The organism is Enterobacter bugandensis (assembly GCF_900324475.1).
In the GTDB taxonomy this organism is placed as follows: Bacteria; Pseudomonadota; Gammaproteobacteria; order Enterobacterales; family Enterobacteriaceae; genus Enterobacter; species Enterobacter bugandensis.
In genome coordinates, this window is the sequence record NZ_LT992502.1 from 245,292 (window position 1) to 264,892 (window position 19,601).

11 protein-coding genes and 3 rRNA genes are annotated in these 19,601 nt (G+C 55.9%); 12 read left to right on the forward strand and 2 right to left on the reverse strand.

Annotation, left to right across the window (positions count from 1 at the left end; genetic code table 11):
• The first annotated feature begins 208 nt into the window (after nt 1-208).
• The 7 genes from DG357_RS01220 (at nt 209) to aceK (ending at nt 11,160) form a co-directional block, all read left to right on the forward strand.
• Nucleotides 209-1,747: ribosomal RNA gene (locus tag DG357_RS01220) — 16S ribosomal RNA — on the forward strand.
• Between the two features lie 199 nt (nt 1,748-1,946).
• Nucleotides 1,947-4,850: ribosomal RNA gene (locus DG357_RS01225) — 23S ribosomal RNA — on the forward strand.
• Nucleotides 4,851-4,916: 66 nt separating this feature from the next.
• Nucleotides 4,917-5,032, forward strand: a 5S ribosomal RNA gene (gene rrf / locus DG357_RS01230).
• Together the 16S, 23S and 5S rRNA genes form the textbook arrangement of a ribosomal RNA operon.
• A gap of 176 nt (nt 5,033-5,208) precedes the next feature.
• On the forward strand, nt 5,209-6,138 hold the full coding sequence (gene metA / locus DG357_RS01235) for a homoserine O-acetyltransferase MetA (RefSeq protein ID WP_045631510.1): 930 nt from the start codon (nt 5,209-5,211) through the stop codon (nt 6,136-6,138).
• A gap of 270 nt (nt 6,139-6,408) precedes the next feature.
• Nucleotides 6,409-8,010, forward strand: coding sequence for a malate synthase A (aceB, locus tag DG357_RS01240; RefSeq protein ID WP_047362605.1), 1,602 nt, complete (start codon nt 6,409-6,411; stop codon nt 8,008-8,010).
• Nucleotides 8,011-8,041: 31 nt separating this feature from the next.
• Nucleotides 8,042-9,346, forward strand: a complete 1,305-nt coding sequence (gene aceA, locus DG357_RS01245) for an isocitrate lyase (protein ID WP_028015114.1) — start codon at nt 8,042-8,044, stop codon at nt 9,344-9,346.
• Between the two features lie 50 nt (nt 9,347-9,396).
• Nucleotides 9,397-11,160: a bifunctional isocitrate dehydrogenase kinase/phosphatase gene (aceK, locus tag DG357_RS01250; RefSeq protein WP_041911581.1), complete on the forward strand. Its 1,764-nt coding sequence runs from the start codon at nt 9,397-9,399 to the stop codon at nt 11,158-11,160.
• Here aceK and iclR read toward each other — a convergent pair.
• Nucleotides 11,114-11,941, reverse strand: a complete 828-nt coding sequence (iclR, locus tag DG357_RS01255) for a glyoxylate bypass operon transcriptional repressor IclR (RefSeq protein ID WP_072201792.1) — start codon at nt 11,939-11,941, stop codon at nt 11,114-11,116. The two genes, aceK and iclR, sit on opposite strands and share 47 nt — an antisense overlap.
• A gap of 193 nt (nt 11,942-12,134) precedes the next feature.
• Here iclR and metH point away from each other — a divergent pair, with 193 nt between their 5' ends.
• The 5 genes from metH to rluF all read left to right on the forward strand — a co-directional run bounded on the left by metH (nt 12,135) and on the right by rluF (nt 19,325).
• Nucleotides 12,135-15,818 (forward strand): methionine synthase, encoded by a 3,684-nt coding sequence (gene metH, locus DG357_RS01260; protein ID WP_108780310.1) that lies wholly within the window; start codon nt 12,135-12,137, stop codon nt 15,816-15,818.
• 113 nt (nt 15,819-15,931) lie between these two features.
• Nucleotides 15,932-17,563: a Na/Pi cotransporter family protein gene (locus DG357_RS01265; RefSeq protein ID WP_041911578.1), complete on the forward strand. Its 1,632-nt coding sequence runs from the start codon at nt 15,932-15,934 to the stop codon at nt 17,561-17,563.
• 144 nt (nt 17,564-17,707) lie between these two features.
• Nucleotides 17,708-18,058 carry a type II toxin-antitoxin system RelE/ParE family toxin gene (locus DG357_RS01270; protein WP_048959325.1) on the forward strand — a complete coding sequence of 117 codons (351 nt, stop codon included), beginning with the start codon at nt 17,708-17,710 and terminating at the stop codon, nt 18,056-18,058.
• 2 nt (nt 18,059-18,060) lie between these two features.
• Nucleotides 18,061-18,399: a helix-turn-helix domain-containing protein gene (locus DG357_RS01275; RefSeq protein ID WP_047366884.1), complete on the forward strand. Its 339-nt coding sequence runs from the start codon at nt 18,061-18,063 to the stop codon at nt 18,397-18,399.
• 53 nt (nt 18,400-18,452) lie between these two features.
• Complete coding sequence (gene rluF, locus DG357_RS01280; RefSeq protein WP_048959326.1) at nt 18,453-19,325, forward strand: 23S rRNA pseudouridine(2604) synthase RluF; 873 nt, start codon at nt 18,453-18,455, stop codon at nt 19,323-19,325.
• Here the strand turns inward: rluF and DG357_RS01285 are convergent, their stop codons facing one another.
• Nucleotides 19,326-19,598: a DUF3811 domain-containing protein gene (locus tag DG357_RS01285; RefSeq protein ID WP_003860346.1), complete on the reverse strand. Its 273-nt coding sequence runs from the start codon at nt 19,596-19,598 to the stop codon at nt 19,326-19,328.
• Between the last annotated feature and the right edge of the window lie 3 nt (nt 19,599-19,601).

Genomic DNA, 19,601 nt, shown 5'->3' on the forward strand with positions numbered 1-19,601 from the left:
GACTCTGAAAGAGGAAAGCGTAATATACGCCACCTCGCAACGGTGAGCGAAAGCCGCGTTGCACTGCTCTTTAACAATTTATCAGACAATCTGTGTGGGCACTCAAAGTGACATGGATTCTTAACGTCGCAAGACGAAAAATGAATACCAAGTCTCTGAGTGAACATACGTAATTCATTACGAAGTTTAATTCACGAGCATCAAACTTAAATTGAAGAGTTTGATCATGGCTCAGATTGAACGCTGGCGGCAGGCCTAACACATGCAAGTCGAACGGTAGCACAGAGAGCTTGCTCTCGGGTGACGAGTGGCGGACGGGTGAGTAATGTCTGGGAAACTGCCTGATGGAGGGGGATAACTACTGGAAACGGTAGCTAATACCGCATAACGTCGCAAGACCAAAGAGGGGGACCTTCGGGCCTCTTGCCATCAGATGTGCCCAGATGGGATTAGCTAGTAGGTGGGGTAACGGCTCACCTAGGCGACGATCCCTAGCTGGTCTGAGAGGATGACCAGCCACACTGGAACTGAGACACGGTCCAGACTCCTACGGGAGGCAGCAGTGGGGAATATTGCACAATGGGCGCAAGCCTGATGCAGCCATGCCGCGTGTATGAAGAAGGCCTTCGGGTTGTAAAGTACTTTCAGCGGGGAGGAAGGCGATAAGGTTAATAACCTTGTCGATTGACGTTACCCGCAGAAGAAGCACCGGCTAACTCCGTGCCAGCAGCCGCGGTAATACGGAGGGTGCAAGCGTTAATCGGAATTACTGGGCGTAAAGCGCACGCAGGCGGTCTGTCAAGTCGGATGTGAAATCCCCGGGCTCAACCTGGGAACTGCATTCGAAACTGGCAGGCTAGAGTCTTGTAGAGGGGGGTAGAATTCCAGGTGTAGCGGTGAAATGCGTAGAGATCTGGAGGAATACCGGTGGCGAAGGCGGCCCCCTGGACAAAGACTGACGCTCAGGTGCGAAAGCGTGGGGAGCAAACAGGATTAGATACCCTGGTAGTCCACGCCGTAAACGATGTCGACTTGGAGGTTGTGCCCTTGAGGCGTGGCTTCCGGAGCTAACGCGTTAAGTCGACCGCCTGGGGAGTACGGCCGCAAGGTTAAAACTCAAATGAATTGACGGGGGCCCGCACAAGCGGTGGAGCATGTGGTTTAATTCGATGCAACGCGAAGAACCTTACCTACTCTTGACATCCAGAGAACTTAGCAGAGATGCTTTGGTGCCTTCGGGAACTCTGAGACAGGTGCTGCATGGCTGTCGTCAGCTCGTGTTGTGAAATGTTGGGTTAAGTCCCGCAACGAGCGCAACCCTTATCCTTTGTTGCCAGCGGTTAGGCCGGGAACTCAAAGGAGACTGCCAGTGATAAACTGGAGGAAGGTGGGGATGACGTCAAGTCATCATGGCCCTTACGAGTAGGGCTACACACGTGCTACAATGGCGCATACAAAGAGAAGCGACCTCGCGAGAGCAAGCGGACCTCATAAAGTGCGTCGTAGTCCGGATTGGAGTCTGCAACTCGACTCCATGAAGTCGGAATCGCTAGTAATCGTGATCAGAATGCCACGGTGAATACGTTCCCGGGCCTTGTACACACCGCCCGTCACACCATGGGAGTGGGTTGCAAAAGAAGTAGGTAGCTTAACCTTCGGGAGGGCGCTTACCACTTTGTGATTCATGACTGGGGTGAAGTCGTAACAAGGTAACCGTAGGGGAACCTGCGGTTGGATCACCTCCTTACCTTAAAGAACCTGCCTTTGTAGTGCTCACACAGATTGTCTGATGAATGATGAACTTCTGAATGTACTTTTGAGTGCATTAAGAAGTTTTGCTCTTTAAAAATCTGGATCAAGCTGAAAATTGAAACGACACATCTTTAATGGTGTGTTCGAGTCTCTCAAATTTTCGCAATCAGAAGTGAAACATCTTCGGGTTGTGAGGTTAAGCGACTAAGCGTACACGGTGGATGCCCTGGCAGTCAGAGGCGATGAAGGACGTGCTAATCTGCGAAAAGCGACGGCGAGGTGATATGAACCTTTGACCCGTCGATGTCCGAATGGGGAAACCCAGTGTGATCCGTCACACTATCGTTAACTGAATACATAGGTTAACGAGGCGAACCGGGGGAACTGAAACATCTAAGTACCCCGAGGAAAAGAAATCAACCGAGATTCCCCCAGTAGCGGCGAGCGAACGGGGAGCAGCCCGGAGTCTGAATCAGCTTGTGTGTTAGTGGAAGCGTCTGGAAAGTCGCACGGTACAGGGTGACAGTCCCGTACACGAAAATGCACAGGTTGTGAACTCGAAGAGTAGGGCGGGACACGTGGTATCCTGTCTGAATATGGGGGGACCATCCTCCAAGGCTAAATACTCCTGACTGACCGATAGTGAACCAGTACCGTGAGGGAAAGGCGAAAAGAACCCCGGCGAGGGGAGTGAAAAAGAACCTGAAACCGTGTACGTACAAGCAGTGGGAGCACCTTCGGGTGTGACTGCGTACCTTTTGTATAATGGGTCAGCGACTTATATTCTGTAGCAAGGTTAACCGTATAGGGGAGCCGCAGGGAAACCGAGTCTTAACTGGGCGTTAAGTTGCAGGGTATAGACCCGAAACCCGGTGATCTAGCCATGGGCAGGTTGAAGGTTGGGTAACACTAACTGGAGGACCGAACCGACTAATGTTGAAAAATTAGCGGATGACCTGTGGCTGGGGGTGAAAGGCCAATCAAACCGGGAGATAGCTGGTTCTCCCCGAAAGCTATTTAGGTAGCGCCTCGTGAACTCATCTTCGGGGGTAGAGCACTGTTTCGGCTAGGGGGCCATCCCGGCTTACCAACCCGATGCAAACTACGAATACCGAAGAATGTTATCACGGGAGACACACGGCGGGTGCTAACGTCCGTCGTGAAGAGGGAAACAACCCAGACCGCCAGCTAAGGTCCCAAAGTCATGGTTAAGTGGGAAACGATGTGGGAAGGCACAGACAGCCAGGATGTTGGCTTAGAAGCAGCCATCATTTAAAGAAAGCGTAATAGCTCACTGGTCGAGTCGGCCTGCGCGGAAGATGTAACGGGGCTAAACCATGCACCGAAGCTGCGGCAGCGACGCTTATGCGTTGTTGGGTAGGGGAGCGTTCTGTAAGCCGTCGAAGGTGTGCTGTGAGGCATGCTGGAGGTATCAGAAGTGCGAATGCTGACATAAGTAACGATAAAGCGGGTGAAAAGCCCGCTCGCCGGAAGACCAAGGGTTCCTGTCCAACGTTAATCGGGGCAGGGTGAGTCGACCCCTAAGGCGAGGCCGAAAGGCGTAGTCGATGGGAAACAGGTTAATATTCCTGTACTTGGTGTTACTGCGAAGGGGGGACGGAGAAGGCTATGTCAGCCGGGCGACGGTTGTCCCGGTTTAAGCGTGTAGGTGTGTGTTCCAGGCAAATCCGGTTCACTTTAACACTGAGGCGTGATGACGAGGCACTACGGTGCTGAAGTGATAAATGCCCTGCTTCCAGGAAAAGCCTCTAAGCATCAGGTAACATCAAATCGTACCCCAAACCGACACAGGTGGTCAGGTAGAGAATACCAAGGCGCTTGAGAGAACTCGGGTGAAGGAACTAGGCAAAATGGTGCCGTAACTTCGGGAGAAGGCACGCTGATATGTAGGTGAAGCCCCTGCGGGCGGAGCTGAAATCAGTCGAAGATACCAGCTGGCTGCAACTGTTTATTAAAAACACAGCACTGTGCAAACACGAAAGTGGACGTATACGGTGTGACGCCTGCCCGGTGCCGGAAGGTTAATTGATGGGGTTAGCGGCAACGCGAAGCTCTTGATCGAAGCCCCGGTAAACGGCGGCCGTAACTATAACGGTCCTAAGGTAGCGAAATTCCTTGTCGGGTAAGTTCCGACCTGCACGAATGGCGTAATGATGGCCAGGCTGTCTCCACCCGAGACTCAGTGAAATTGAACTCGCTGTGAAGATGCAGTGTACCCGCGGCAAGACGGAAAGACCCCGTGAACCTTTACTATAGCTTGACACTGAACACTGGTCCTTGATGTGTAGGATAGGTGGGAGGCTTTGAAGCGTGGACGCCAGTCTGCGTGGAGCCGTCCTTGAAATACCACCCTTTAATGGCTGGTGTTCTAACGTGGACCCGTGATCCGGGTTGCGGACAGTGTCTGGTGGGTAGTTTGACTGGGGCGGTCTCCTCCCAAAGAGTAACGGAGGAGCACGAAGGTTAGCTAATCCTGGTCGGACATCAGGAGGTTAGTGCAATGGCATAAGCTAGCTTGACTGCGAGAGTGACGGCTCGAGCAGGTGCGAAAGCAGGTCATAGTGATCCGGTGGTTCTGAATGGAAGGGCCATCGCTCAACGGATAAAAGGTACTCCGGGGATAACAGGCTGATACCGCCCAAGAGTTCATATCGACGGCGGTGTTTGGCACCTCGATGTCGGCTCATCACATCCTGGGGCTGAAGTAGGTCCCAAGGGTATGGCTGTTCGCCATTTAAAGTGGTACGCGAGCTGGGTTTAGAACGTCGTGAGACAGTTCGGTCCCTATCTGCCGTGGGCGCTGGAGAATTGAGGGGGGCTGCTCCTAGTACGAGAGGACCGGAGTGGACGCATCACTGGTGTTCGGGTTGTCATGCCAATGGCACTGCCCGGTAGCTAAATGCGGAAGAGATAAGTGCTGAAAGCATCTAAGCACGAAACTTGCCCCGAGATGAGTTCTCCCTGAGACTATAAGTCTCCTGAAGGAACGTTGAAGACGACGACGTTGATAGGCCGGGTGTGTAAGCGCAGCGATGCGTTGAGCTAACCGGTACTAATGAACCGTGAGGCTTAACCTTACAACGCCGAAGATGTTTTGGCGGTGAGAGACAGATTTTCAGCCTGATACAGATTAACAGAATTTGCCTGGCGGCTTTAGCGCGGTGGTCCCACCTGACCCCATGCCGAACTCAGAAGTGAAACGCCGTAGCGCCGATGGTAGTGTGGGGTCTCCCCATGTGAGAGTAGGGAACTGCCAGGCATCAATCAAGAAGAACCCCGTACCGTAAGGTGCGGGGTTTTTTGCTTTTGTTTTTCTCCCTCTCCCTGAAACTTTCTCACCTTCGACTTGCAGGCTCGACATTCATACCATTTCTGGGTATCGTTAGCTGTCTGGATGTCTAAACGTTTATACGTATATTGTGAGGAAGTAAGGTTATGCCGATTCGGGTGCAGGACGAGCTACCAGCCGTCAATTTCTTACGTGAAGAGAACGTCTTCGTGATGACGGCTTCACGCGCGACAGGTCAGGAAATTCGCCCGCTGAAGGTTCTCATCCTCAACCTGATGCCGAAAAAGATTGAGACGGAGAATCAGTTTCTGCGTCTGCTGTCGAACTCCCCGCTGCAGGTCGATATTCAACTGCTGCGTATTGATGCCCGCGAGTCACGTAACACGCCCTCTGAGCATCTGAATAACTTCTACTGTAACTTCGAAGATATTCGGGGGGAAAACTTCGACGGACTGATTGTGACAGGCGCGCCGCTCGGTCTGGTTGAATTTAACGATGTTGCTTACTGGCCGCAGATCAAACAGGTGCTGGAATGGGCAAAAGATCACGTCACGTCAACGCTGTTTGTCTGCTGGGCGGTACAGGCCGCACTCAACATTCTCTACGGTATTCCCAAGCAAACCCGCACTCAAAAGCTCTCCGGCGTATACGAACACCACATTCTTCATCCACACGCGCTGCTGACGCGTGGTTTTGATGACACCTTCCTGGCCCCGCATTCCCGCTACGCCGATTTTCCGGCCCAGCTGATTCGTGATTACACCGATCTGGAGATCCTGGCCGAAACGGAAGACGGGGATGCCTACCTGTTTGCCAGTAAAGACAAACGTATCGCGTTCGTTACCGGCCATCCTGAGTATGATCCCGATACTCTCGCATCAGAGTATTTCCGTGATGTCGAAGCGGGTCTTAATCCGGATATCCCGTACAACTATTTCCCGAAAAACGATCCGCAAAACAAACCAAGGGCCACCTGGCGCAGCCACGGAAATCTGCTGTTCACTAACTGGCTCAACTATTACGTCTACCAGATTACGCCGTACGATCTTCGCCACATGAATCCGACGCTGGAGTAATCGTCTGCATTAAACGATCCTAAAGCGTTTCAGCTATTCAGATCAGGCACCTTCGGGTGCCTTTTTTATTTCCGAAATCCCGTTCAACATGCCAGGAAACTTTAACTCCATATTAATCATCATGTTGCGTTGTAATTAAAATTAAAATGGAAATTGTTTTTGATTTTGGAAAAATTATAGATAGTCTTAATTCTGCTGAGCGAAAACTACACAACGATCTTTCGTTCGCATTGGGGGCGTGATTTTGGATCTTTGATGAGGAGCAGAACGATGACTCAACAGGCAACCACGGTCGATGAATTGACCTTTACCCAGCCGAATGGTGAGCAAGAACAGCAGGTTTTGACGGCCGAAGCGGTAGAGTTTCTGACTGAGCTGGTGACCCGCTTTACGCCGCAGCGCAATAAGCTGCTGGCGGCACGCATTCACCAGCAGCAGGAAATCGATAACGGCAAGTTGCCAGGATTTATTTCGGAAACTGCTTCCATTCGTCGTGGTGAGTGGAAAATCCGCGGCATTCCTGAAGATTTACAGGATCGTCGCGTTGAGATCACTGGTCCGGTAGAGCGCAAAATGGTGATCAACGCCATGAACGCCAACGTTAAAGTCTTTATGGCCGATTTTGAAGACTCGCTGGCCCCGGACTGGAACAAAGTTATCGACGGGCAGATCAACCTGCGCGATGCCGTCAACGGCACCATCAGCTACACCAACGAAGCCGGGAAAATCTACCAGCTCAAACCGAATCCGGCGGTGCTGATCTGTCGCGTACGAGGTCTGCACCTCCCTGAAAAACATGTCACATGGCGTGGAGAAGCCATTCCGGGCAGCCTGTTTGATTTCGCACTTTATTTCTTCCATAACTACAAAAACCTGCTGGCAAAAGGTAGCGGTCCCTATTTCTATCTGCCAAAAACGCAGGCCTGGCAGGAAGCCGCCTGGTGGAGCGAAGTATTTAGCTACGCGGAAGATCGCTTCAACCTGCCGCGCGGCACGATCAAGGCCACGCTGCTGATTGAAACGCTGCCCGCCGTGTTCCAGATGAATGAAATTCTGCATGCCCTGCGCGACCACATTGTCGGCCTGAACTGCGGACGCTGGGACTATATTTTCAGCTACATCAAAACCCTGAAAAACTATCCCGATCGCGTACTGCCGGACCGCCAGGTCGTGACCATGGATAAACCCTTCCTGAGCGCCTATTCGCGTCTGCTGATTAAAACCTGCCACAAGCGCGGTGCCTTTGCGATGGGCGGCATGGCGGCCTTTATTCCGAGCAAAGACGCGGAGCGCAATAATCAGGTGCTCAACAAGGTGAAAGCCGATAAAGAGCTGGAAGCCCGTAACGGTCACGACGGCACGTGGATTGCCCATCCGGGCCTGGCCGATACGGCGATGGAGGTCTTCAATCGCGTACTCGGCGATAACAAAAATCAGCTGTTTGTCACGCGCGAAGAAGATGCCCCAACGGCTGAAGAACAGCTGCTGGCACCGTGCGCGGGCGAGCGAACGGAAGAGGGGATGCGTGCCAATATTCGCGTCGCGGTCCAGTACATCGAAGCGTGGATCTCCGGCAACGGCTGCGTGCCTATCTACGGCCTGATGGAAGATGCTGCCACGGCGGAAATTTCGCGCACCTCTATCTGGCAGTGGATCCACCATCAAAAAACGCTCAGCAACGGCAAGCCGGTCACCAAAGCCCTGTTCCGTCAGATGCTGGCCGAAGAGATGCGGGTCATCCAGGACGAGCTGGGCGAACACCGCTTCAGCAGCGGACGCTTTGACGACGCAGCGCGCCTGATGGAGCAAATCACCACCTCAGATGACTTAATCGACTTCCTGACCCTGCCGGGCTACCGCTTCCTGGCGTAACTCACCACATAACAATATGGAGCATCTGCACATGAAAACCCGTACCCAACAAATCGAAGAATTAAAGAAAGAGTGGACTCAACCGCGCTGGGAAGGCATCCGCCGTCCTTACAGCGCGGAGGACGTGGTGAAATTACGCGGCTCGGTCAACCCGGAATGCACGCTGGCACAGAACGGTGCGGCGAAAATGTGGAAGCTGCTGCACGGTGGCTCCAAAAAGGGTTATATCAACAGCCTCGGTGCGCTGACCGGCGGTCAGGCATTGCAGCAGGCGAAGGCCGGCATAGAAGCCATTTACCTTTCCGGCTGGCAGGTCGCGGCGGACGCCAACCTGGCCTCCAGCATGTATCCGGATCAATCTCTTTATCCGGCCAACTCGGTACCGTCGGTGGTGGATCGGATCAACAATACCTTCCGCCGCGCGGATCAGATCCAGTGGGCCGCAGGCATTGAGCCCAACGATCCGCGTTTTATTGATTACTTCCTGCCGATCGTGGCGGATGCGGAAGCGGGCTTCGGCGGCGTGCTGAACGCCTTCGAACTGATGAAATCGATGATTGAGGCCGGTGCAGCGGCCGTTCACTTCGAAGATCAGCTGGCGTCGGTGAAGAAGTGCGGGCATATGGGCGGAAAAGTTCTCGTCCCGACCCAGGAAGCGATTCAGAAGCTGGTTGCCGCGCGTCTGGCTGCTGACGTGCTCGGCGTGCCGACGCTGGTGATTGCCCGTACCGATGCGGATGCGGCGGACCTGATTACCTCTGACTGCGATCCGTACGATAGCGAATTTATTACCGGCGAGCGCACCAGCGAGGGGTTCTATCGCACGCATGCCGGTATCGAACAGGCCATCAGCCGCGGCCTGGCCTATGCCCCTTACGCCGACCTGGTCTGGTGTGAAACGTCCACGCCGGATCTGGCGCTGGCGAAGCGCTTTGCCGATGCGATTCATGCGAAATACCCGGGCAAACTGCTGGCCTACAACTGTTCGCCGTCCTTCAACTGGCAGAAAAAGCTGGATGACAAAACCATCGCCAGCTTCCAGCAGCAGCTGTCGGATATGGGCTACAAGTACCAGTTCATCACCCTGGCAGGCATCCACAGCATGTGGTTCAACATGTTCGACCTGGCGCACGCTTACGCGCAGGGTGAGGGCATGAAGCACTACGTTGAGAAGGTGCAGCAGCCGGAGTTTGCCGCTGGTAAAGACGGCTATACCTTTGTTTCTCACCAGCAGGAAGTGGGGACGGGCTACTTTGATAACGTGACGACCATCATCCAGGGAGGCGCCTCATCCGTTACCGCCTTAACGGGGTCAACCGAAGAAGCACAGTTCTAAACTTTTCCCCCTCTCCCCTCCGGGGAGAGGGGCGGGGTGAGGGGGAATATATGTCGCGTGGCCTGGAATTGCTGATTGCCCAAACCATTCTGCAGGGCTTTGATGCCCAGTATGGTCGTTTTCTGGAAGTGACCTCCGGCGCGCAGCAGCGCTTCGAACATGCAGACTGGCATGCGGTTCAGCAGGCCATGAAGCAGCGTATTCATCTCTATGACCACCATGTGGGTCTGGTGGTGGAGCAGCTGCGCTGTATTACCGACGGTAAAAGCCCGGACGCGGCATTTTTACTGCGCGTGAAAGAGCATTACACCCATCTGTTACCCGACTACCCTCGCTTCGAGATTGCGGAGAGCTTTTTCAACTCCGTCTATTGCCGGTTATTTGACCACCGCTCATTATCTCCTGAGCGGTTATTTATCTTCAGCTCCCAGCCTGAGCGCCGCTTCCGTACCATTCCGCGTCCGCTGGCGAAAGATTTCTTTCCCGATCGCGGGTGGGAAAAGCTCCTGCATCGCATCTTAACGGATTTGCCGCTGCGCCTGCCGTGGGAGAACAAGCTCCGGGATATCGGCTATATCCATGCGCATCTTCGTGAAACCTACGGCGAGGAGGTGCTCAGCCGCAGCCATTTGCAGGTGGCCAACGAGCTGTTCTACCGGAATAAGGCCGCCTGGCTGGTGGGCAAACTGGTTACGCCGACGGCCATTGTGCCGTTTCTGTTGCCCATTCACCGTACCGACGACGGCGAACTGTTTGTCGATACCTGCCTGACCACCAGCGCCGAGGCCAGCATCGTGTTTGGCTTCGCCCGCTCCTATTTCATGGTGTACGCCCCGCTGCCTGCCGCCCTGGTGGAGTGGCTGCGTGAGATCCTGCCGGGCAAAACCACCGCCGAGCTGTATATGGCGATTGGCTGTCAGAAGCATGCCAAAACGGAAAGTTATCGGGAGTATCTGCGCTATGTCACCGCGGCGGATGAGCAGTTTATCGAAGCGCCAGGTATCCGCGGCATGGTGATGCTGGTCTTCACGCTGCCGGGCTTCGACCGGGTCTTTAAGGTGATAAAAGACAGATTCGCCCCGCAGAAAGAGATGACCGCCGCCCACGTCCGCGCCTGCTATCAGCTGGTAAAAGAGCACGATCGCGTCGGCCGAATGGCCGATACCCAGGAGTTTGAAAACTTTGTGCTGGATAAGCAGCAGATCGATCCGGCGCTTATGTCGCTGTTAATGCAGGAAGCGCCGACGAAAATCACCGATCTGGGCGATAAAATAGCGATTAGCCATCTCTATATTGAGCGCCGTATGGTGCCGCTCAATATCTGGCTGGAACAGTCAGAGGGCCAGGCATTACGTGATGCCATCGAAGAGTACGGCAACGCTATCCGCCAGCTCGCCGCCGCCAATATCTTCCCTGGCGATATGCTGTTTAAAAACTTCGGCGTCACCCGGCACGGGCGGGTGGTGTTCTACGATTACGATGAAATTTGCTACATGACCGAGGTGAACTTTCGCGATATCCCGCCGCCCCGTTACCCGGAGGATGAGCTCTCCAGCGAGCCGTGGTACAGCGTTTCGCCGGGCGATGTGTTTCCCGAGGAGTTTCGCCACTGGCTGTGTGCGGACCCACGCATCGGGCCGTTATTTGAAGAAATGCATGAAGATCTGTTCCACGCCAGCTACTGGCGCGGGCTACAAACGCGGATCAAAAATGGGCACGTGGAGGATGTGTACGCTTACCGCCGCAAGCAGCGGTTTTGTGTGCGGTTTAACGAATCCCACCATACGCCAGCGTCACCTCTTTCGCGGCCTTAATCACCAGCGCGCCCAGCTCGGTCACCCGGTCGTCGGTCATACGTGAGATGGGGCCAGAGATGGAGATCGCAGCAAACGGCTCGCGATGTTCGTCGAAAATACAGGACGCGAGGCAGCGCAGCCCCAGCGCATGTTCCTCGTCATCAAACGAATAGCCGCGCTTGCGGGTCAACGCCAGATCTTCTTTCAGATGCACCGGCGACACCAGCGTGGCGTGGGTATAGGCGTGCAGCCCTTTTCGGTGCAGCAGCCCGGTCACCTGCTCTTCGCTCAGCTGCGAGAGAAACGCTTTCCCCGCCCCGGAGGCGTGCATCGGCAGCTTGCCGCCAATCGGCGCGGACATGCGCATCAACTGCGTGCACTGCACCTGGTCGATGATAATCGCCTGGTGGTCACTCTGGTCGAGCACCGCAAGGTTCACCGTCTCGCCGGACTCCTCCATCAGCTTGCGCAGGATCGGGTGCACAATCGCCAGCAGGTTACGGCTCTGAAGGAAGCTGCTGCCCACGATAAACGCATGCGCGCCCACCGCCCAGTGCCCCAGCTCGCCGACCTGGCGGACAAAACCCAACTGCTGCATGGTGGTCAGCAGGCGGTGCGTGGTGGAGTTCGGCAGACCAGCCTGCTGGGCCAGCTCCGTCAGGGCCACGCTGCCGTGCGACTCGGCTATCCACTCCAGCAGCTTCAGACCGCGCGTCAGGGATTGAACCTGTCCGCCGGGTTGTGCAGCGGCGGTGGCGGCAGGTTTTCTGCCGCGTTTGGCGGGAACGGTCGCGACCATGACGATCTCCTTTTTCTGTATCGTGGAAATCATTTTCGTTTTATTTGGTGAATTTGCAACCGCTTTCCTGACTGATCGGAGGAGTGATGGTGAACATGTCTCATGTTACCGCGGCGTGACTTTTCCACCCTGCGAGATTGTGCCAGTATGGAACGCAGCCTTTTGGCCTTGTTGAGCGTTGTCGGGAGCAAGTGTGAGCAGCAAAGTAGAGCAACTGCGTGCGCAGTTAAATGAACGAATTCTGGTGCTGGACGGCGGCATGGGCACCATGATCCAGAGCTATCGTCTGAGCGAAGACGATTTCCGCGGCGAGCGCTTCGCCGACTGGCCCTGCGACCTGAAAGGAAACAACGACCTGCTGGTGCTCAGCAAGCCGTCCGTGATTAAGGATATCCACAATGCCTACTTTGAAGCGGGTGCGGATATCGTTGAAACTAACACCTTCAACTCGACAACCATCGCCATGGCGGATTACCAGATGGAATCCCTGTCGGCGGAGATCAACTATGAGGCGGCCAGGCTCGCCCGCGCCTGTGCCGACGAGTGGACGGCCCGCACGCCGGACAAGCCGCGCTACGTTGCCGGGGTGCTTGGCCCGACCAACCGCACCGCGTCGATTTCACCGGACGTCAACGACCCGGCGTTTCGTAATATCACCTTTGACCAGCTGGTTACGGCGTATCGTGAATCGACCAAAGCGCTGGTGGAAGGTGGCTCCGACCTGATCCTGATTGAAACGGTGTTCGATACCCTCAACGCCAAAGCCGCGATATACGCGGTGAAAGAGGAGTTTGAGGCGCTGGGCGTTGACCTGCCGATCATGATCTCTGGCACCATCACCGACGCCTCCGGCCGCACCCTGTCCGGCCAGACAACCGAAGCGTTTTATAACTCCCTGCGCCACGCCGACGCGCTCTCCTTCGGCCTGAACTGCGCGCTGGGACCAGACGAACTGCGCCAGTACGTGCAGGAGCTTTCGCGCATCGCCGAATGCTACGTTACCGCGCATCCGAACGCCGGTCTGCCGAACGCGTTTGGCGAGTACGATCTGGATGCTGACACCATGGCGGCGCAAATCCGCGAGTGGGCCGAGTCAGGCTTCCTGAACATCGTCGGCGGCTGCTGCGGCACCACGCCGGAGCACATCGCCGCCATGAGCCGCGCCGTGGACGGGCTGCCGCCGCGCAAGCTGCCAGAGCTGCCGGTTGCCTGTCGCCTTTCCGGCCTGGAGCCGTTGACCATCGGCGACGACAGCCTGTTTGTGAACGTGGGTGAACGTACCAACGTTACTGGTTCCGCTAAATTCAAGCGCCTGATCAAAGAAGAGAAGTACAGCGAAGCGCTGGACGTTGCCCGCCAGCAGGTGGAAAGCGGCGCGCAGATTATCGATATCAACATGGATGAGGGGATGCTCGACGCCGAAGCGGCAATGGTGCGTTTCCTCAACCTGATTGCCGGTGAGCCGGACATCGCCCGCGTGCCGATCATGATCGACTCCTCCAAATGGGACGTGATCGAGAAGGGGCTGAAGTGCATTCAGGGTAAAGGCATCGTCAACTCCATCTCCATGAAAGAGGGCGTGGATGTCTTCATCCACCACGCGAAGCAGGTCCGCCGCTACGGTGCCGCCGTGGTGGTCATGGCCTTTGACGAAGTGGGCCAGGCCGATACCCGCGCGCGTAAAATTGAGATTTGCCGCCGCGCGTACAAAATTTTAACCGAAGAGGTCGGCTTCCCACCGGAAGACATCATCTTTGACCCGAACATCTTCGCCGTGGCGACCGGCATCGAAGAGCACAATAACTACGCCCAGGACTTTATCGGCGCGTGCGAGGACATTAAGCGCGAGCTGCCGCATGCGCTGATCTCCGGCGGCGTGTCGAACGTCTCGTTCTCGTTCCGCGGCAACGACCCGGTGCGTGAGGCGATCCACGCCGTGTTCCTCTACTACGCCATCCGCAATGGGATGGACATGGGCATCGTCAACGCTGGACAGCTGGCGATTTACGACGATCTGCCTGCCGAACTGCGCGATGCCGTAGAGGACGTGATCCTCAACCGTCGCGACGACGCCACCGAGCGCATGCTCGACCTGGCGGAAAAATACCGCGGCAGTAAATCGGATGAATCGGCCAATGTTCAGCAGGCCGAGTGGCGTTCCTGGGACGTGAAAAAGCGTCTGGAATACTCGCTGGTGAAAGGGATTACCGAGTTCATCGAGCAGGACACCGAGGAAGCGCGTCAGCAGGCAGCCCGCCCGATTGAGGTGATCGAAGGGCCGCTGATGGACGGCATGAACGTGGTCGGCGATCTGTTCGGCGAGGGCAAGATGTTCCTGCCGCAGGTGGTGAAATCCGCTCGCGTCATGAAGCAGGCAGTGGCTTATCTTGAACCCTTCATCGAAGCCAGCAAAGAGAAGGGCTCCAGCAACGGTAAAATGGTTATCGCCACCGTGAAGGGCGACGTACACGACATCGGCAAAAACATTGTTGGCGTGGTGTTGCAGTGCAATAACTACGAAATTATCGACCTTGGCGTGATGGTTCCGGCGGATAAAATCCTCAAGACCGCGCGCGAAGTGAACGCCGATCTGATTGGCCTCTCCGGCCTGATTACGCCGTCGCTCGACGAAATGGTCAACGTGGCAAAAGAGATGGAGCGTCAGGGCTTCACCATTCCGCTGCTGATTGGCGGGGCGACCACCTCGAAAGCGCACACGGCAGTGAAGATCGAGCAGAACTACAGCGGACCGACGGTTTACGTGCAGAACGCCTCGCGCACGGTGGGCGTGGTTTCCGCACTACTCTCCGAGACTCAGCGCGACGATTTTGTGGCGCGCACTCGCCAGGAGTACGAAACCGTTCGCGTGCAGCACGGGCGCAAAAAACCGCGCACGCCGCCGGTGACGCTCGCTGCAGCACGCGATAACGACCTGGCCTTTGACTGGGCAAGCTATACACCGCCGGTCGCGCATCGTCTGGGCGTGCAGGACGTGACGGCCAGCATCGAGACGCTGCGCAACTACATTGACTGGACGCCGTTCTTTATGACCTGGTCGCTGGCGGGCAAATATCCGCGCATCCTCGAAGATGAAGTCGTAGGCGAAGAGGCGAAGCGTCTGTTTAAAGACGCCAACGATATGCTGGACACGCTGAGCGCAGAGAAAGCCCTCAACCCGCGCGGCGTGGTGGGGCTGTTCCCGGCGAACCGCGTGGGTGACGACGTGGAAATCTACCGCGATGAAACCCGCACCCACGTGCTGGCCGTGAGCCATCACCTGCGGCAGCAAACCGAAAAAGTGGGCTTTGCCAATTACTGCCTGGCGGATTTCGTTGCGCCGAAGCTGAGCGGGAAAGCTGACTATATCGGCGCCTTTGCGGTAACCGGCGGTCTGGAAGAAGACGCCCTGGCGGACGCGTTTGAAGCGCAACACGATGATTACAATAAGATCATGGTGAAAGCGATTGCCGACCGCCTGGCGGAAGCCTTTGCTGAATACCTACACGAACGCGTACGTAAGGTGTACTGGGGTTACGCGGCGAATGAGAACCTCAGCAACGAGGAGCTGATCCGCGAAAACTACCAGGGGATTCGTCCGGCGCCGGGCTATCCGGCCTGTCCGGAACACACCGAAAAAGGCACTATCTGGAAACTTCTGGACGTGGAAGCGCATACCGGCATGAAGCTCACCGAGTCGTTCGCCATGTGGCCGGGCGCGTCCGTGTCGGGCTGGTACTTCAGTCATCCGGACAGCAAGTACTTCGCCGTGGCGCAGCTGCAGCGCGATCAGATCGAAGATTACGCCCTGCGCAAAGGCATGAGCGTGTCAGAAGTAGAGCGCTGGCTGGCGCCGAATTTAGGCTACGACGCGGACTAACGTCACTTTTCCTTACAACAAACAGGGCACCTCAACGGTGCCCTGTCTCTTTCTTACGTTTAAACCCTTATACTTAATCATAAAATCTATAACGATAAGGAGAACCCACTTCCGTGCTGACGTTGTTACATCTGCTTTCGGCAGTCGCACTGCTCGTATGGGGCACCCATATTGTCCGCACCGGCGTGATGCGCGTGTTCGGCGCGCGCTTACGTACCGTCCTCAGCGGCAGCGTTGAGAAGAAGCCGCTCGCCTTCTGCGCGGGGATTGGCGTCACGGCGCTGGTGCAAAGCAGCAATGCCACCACCATGCTCGTCACCTCCTTCGTGGCGCAGGATCTGGTCGCGCTCGCCCCGGCGCTGGTGATCGTGCTGGGTGCTGACGTCGGTACCGCGCTGATGGCGCGTATCCTGACGTTCGATCTCTCCTGGCTGTCGCCGCTGCTGATTTTCATTGGGGTTATCTTCTTTCTTGGCCGCAAGCAGACCCGGGCCGGGCAGCTTGGCCGCGTGGGCATTGGCCTCGGGCTGATTCTGCTGGCGCTGGAACTGATTGTGCAGGCGGTGACGCCTATCACCCAGGCGAACGGCGTGCAGGTCATCTTCGCCTCGCTGACCGGTGACATCATGCTGGATGCGCTGATCGGGGCAGTGTTTGCCATCATCAGCTACTCCAGCCTGGCCGCCGTGCTGCTGACGGCCACGCTCACCGCCGCGGGCGCGATCTCCTTCCCGGTGGCGCTGTGTCTGGTGATCGGCGCTAACCTCGGCTCTGGCCTGCTGGCGATGCTCAACAACAGCGCGGCCAATGCTGCCGCCCGTCGCGTGGCGCTGGGGAGTTTGCTGTTTAAGCTGGTGGGCAGCCTGATTATTCTGCCGTTTGTCCATCCGCTGGCAAACCTGATGGACAACCTCCCGCTGCCGAAAGCAGAGCTGGTGATCTACTTCCACGTCTTCTATAACCTGGTGCGCTGCCTGGCGATGGTGCCGTTTGCCGCGCCGATGGCCCGCTTCTGCGAGCGTCTTATCCGTGATGAACCGGAGCTGGACGCGCGCCTTAAGCCGAAGCATCTGGATACCTCCGTGCTGGACACCCCCGCGCTGGCCATCGCCAACGCCGCCCGCGAAACGCTGCGCATGGGCGACGCGATGGAAACCATGCTCGAAGGGCTGAAAAAGGTGATGCACGGCGAGCCGCGCGAGGAAAAAGAGCTGCGCAGGCTGGCGGACGACATCAACGTGCTGTATACCGCCATCAAGCTCTATCTGGCGCGTATCCCGCAGGACGAGCTGGCGGAAGAGGAGTCCCGCCGCTGGGCGGAAATCATTGAGATGTCGCTTAACCTGGAGCAGGCCTCGGACATCGTTGAGCGTATGGGCAGCGAAATCGCGGACAAATCCCTGGCCGCGCGTCGGGCGTTCTCCGTGGAAGGGCTGAAGGAGCTCGAAGCGCTGCACGAAAAGCTGGTGAGCAACCTGAAGCTGGCGATGTCGGTGTTCTTCTCCAGCGACGTACCGAGCGCGCGCCGCCTGCGCCGCAACAAGCATCGCTTCCGCATTCTTAACCGCCGATACTCGCACGCCCACGTTGAGCGTCTGCACCAGCAGAACGTGCAGAGCATCGAGACCAGCTCCCTGCACCTGGGGCTGCTGGGGGATATGAAGCGTCTTAACTCGCTGTTCTGCGCGGTGGCCTACAGCGTGATGGAACAGCCGGATGAAGACGACGAGCGGGATGAGTATTAATCTCTGAAAGCGCCTCGCAGATCCTCTCCATGAGGCGTGACCAAACTCTACTGAAAACGTAACGTCACGCCACAGGTCATAAGCAGACCTGTGGCGTGAGACAATGTAATCTTTTATGTATAAAATTTTATACAGGGATGTGGTATGCTGTCAGAAAAACCAGCAATGAGACCCATTGCATGGATGGGGAGTGCCTTCGATGATTTGCTCGGCTTCCCGGAGGAAATCCGGCGGGAAGCAGGGTATCAGCTACATCGATTACAGGCTGGATTAGAGGCGGCAGACTGGAAGCCGATCTCAGAGATTGGCAAAGGCGTTGCAGAGATACGGCTACGCGGTGACACGGGCGCATACCGAATCATCTATTTGGCTCGTTATGAGGATGCTGTTTACGTACTGCATTGCTTTAAGAAGAAAACGCAGCGGACATCAGGCCATGATAAATACATAGCAAAGGCACGTTTTCAGGCGGTGCTTGATGCTCGGAGAGGATGAAAATGGGAAGACGCGTTGATACAAAAATTCGGCATGTGACAGCTTCAGAAACGAACATTTTTGCTGAGCTGGGTTTTGAAGAAAGTGAAGCTAAACAGTTGCACGAAAGTGCCGAAAAAGAGGTTGAGCAGTTGCTTGCCATCAAGCGGCAACTGATGCAGGAAATTTCCTCGTGGATTGCGGAGAATAAACTGCGTCAGACTGACGCTGCCGTCAGGCTAAACGTCTCTCGTCCCCGCGTGTCTGATGTCGTGAACCTCAAAACCAGTAAGTTCACCCTTGATACGCTGATCATGATGTTATGTAAACTTGGAAAACCCGTCTCAGTTACCGTCGGCTAATCTTTTTTTCCAGTCCATACCTAAGGTATATTTCGCCCTTCACAGGAGAAACTATGCTGCCAACTCAATCAACCCGATTAAACAAGTACATTAGCGAGAGCGGGATCTGCTCACGTCGCGAGGCGGACCGTTACATTGAACAAGGTAATGTGTTCCTCAACGGCAAACGCGCCACGATTGGTGACCAGGTGATGCCTGGCGATGTGGTTAAAGTAAATGGTCAGGTCATCGAACCGCGTGATGCAGAAGACCTGGTGTTTATCGCGTTGAACAAACCGGTTGGGATTGTCAGCACAACGGAAGACGGAGAGCGGGACAACATCGTTGATTTCGTGAACCACAGTAGCCGCATTTTCCCGATTGGCCGTCTGGATAAAGACTCTCAGGGGCTGATTTTCCTTACCAACCACGGCGACCTGGTGAACAAAATTCTGCGTGCCGGTAACGACCACGAGAAAGAGTATATCGTTACGGTGAACAAGCCGGTGACGGACGAGTTCATTCGCGGGATGGGCGCAGGCGTGCCGATTCTGGGCACCGTGACGAAGAAGTGCAAGGTCAAAAAAGAAGCGCCGTTTGCGTTCCGTATCACGCTGGTGCAGGGCCTGAACCGCCAGATCCGTCGCATGTGCGAGTATTTTGGTTATGAAGTGACGAAGCTGGAACGTACGCGCATCATGAACGTCAGCCTGTCCGGGATCCCGCTGGGCGAGTGGCGTGACTTAACGGACGACGAGCTGATCGAGCTGTTCAAGCTTATCGAAAACTCCTCGTCCGAAGCGAAGCCGAAAGCTAAAGCGAAGCCGAAAACGCAGGCGATTAAACGTCCGGTGGTGAAGGCACCGCAGGCGGAAGAGAAAGGGCGGGGCAAGCCGGGTAACGGAAAACGCTTTACCCAGCCGGGGCGCAAAAAGAAAGGGCGCTGATTAGCGCCTTCCACGGGTTGATGTATTGGCGGACCAGGAAAAGGTCGCCTCTGCATCCGGCTTATAAGCCTGCTCTTTTTTCAGCTTGCGGGCTTTTTTCGCCGCAGCCTCACGTTGCGCCATCAGCTTGTCGATGTACTCTTTTTTAACCTGATTGGTTTCGGCGTTCGTCAGCGTGCGGCCATGGGCGATGCGGGCGCGGTCGAGAAGCGTTTTCAGTTCGCGCTGCTCGGCTTCCGTCATGTCTTTCTGGGTCAATCGTGGTGTAGCCATTGC

Coding starts and splice junctions, on each gene's coding strand:
- aceA (WP_028015114.1), top strand. CDS start 8,042: ATGAAAACCCGTACCCAACAAATCGAAGAATTAAAGAAAGAGTGGACT.
- aceB (WP_047362605.1), top strand. CDS start 6,409: ATGACTCAACAGGCAACCACGGTCGATGAATTGACCTTTACCCAGCCG.
- metA (WP_045631510.1), top strand. CDS start 5,209: ATGCCGATTCGGGTGCAGGACGAGCTACCAGCCGTCAATTTCTTACGT.
- iclR (WP_072201792.1), bottom strand. CDS start 11,941: ATGGTCGCGACCGTTCCCGCCAAACGCGGCAGAAAACCTGCCGCCACC.
- rluF (WP_048959326.1), top strand. CDS start 18,453: ATGCTGCCAACTCAATCAACCCGATTAAACAAGTACATTAGCGAGAGC.
- aceK (WP_041911581.1), top strand. CDS start 9,397: ATGTCGCGTGGCCTGGAATTGCTGATTGCCCAAACCATTCTGCAGGGC.
- DG357_RS01275 (WP_047366884.1), top strand. CDS start 18,061: ATGGGAAGACGCGTTGATACAAAAATTCGGCATGTGACAGCTTCAGAA.
- DG357_RS01285 (WP_003860346.1), bottom strand. CDS start 19,598: ATGGCTACACCACGATTGACCCAGAAAGACATGACGGAAGCCGAGCAG.
- DG357_RS01270 (WP_048959325.1), top strand. CDS start 17,708: ATGCTGTCAGAAAAACCAGCAATGAGACCCATTGCATGGATGGGGAGT.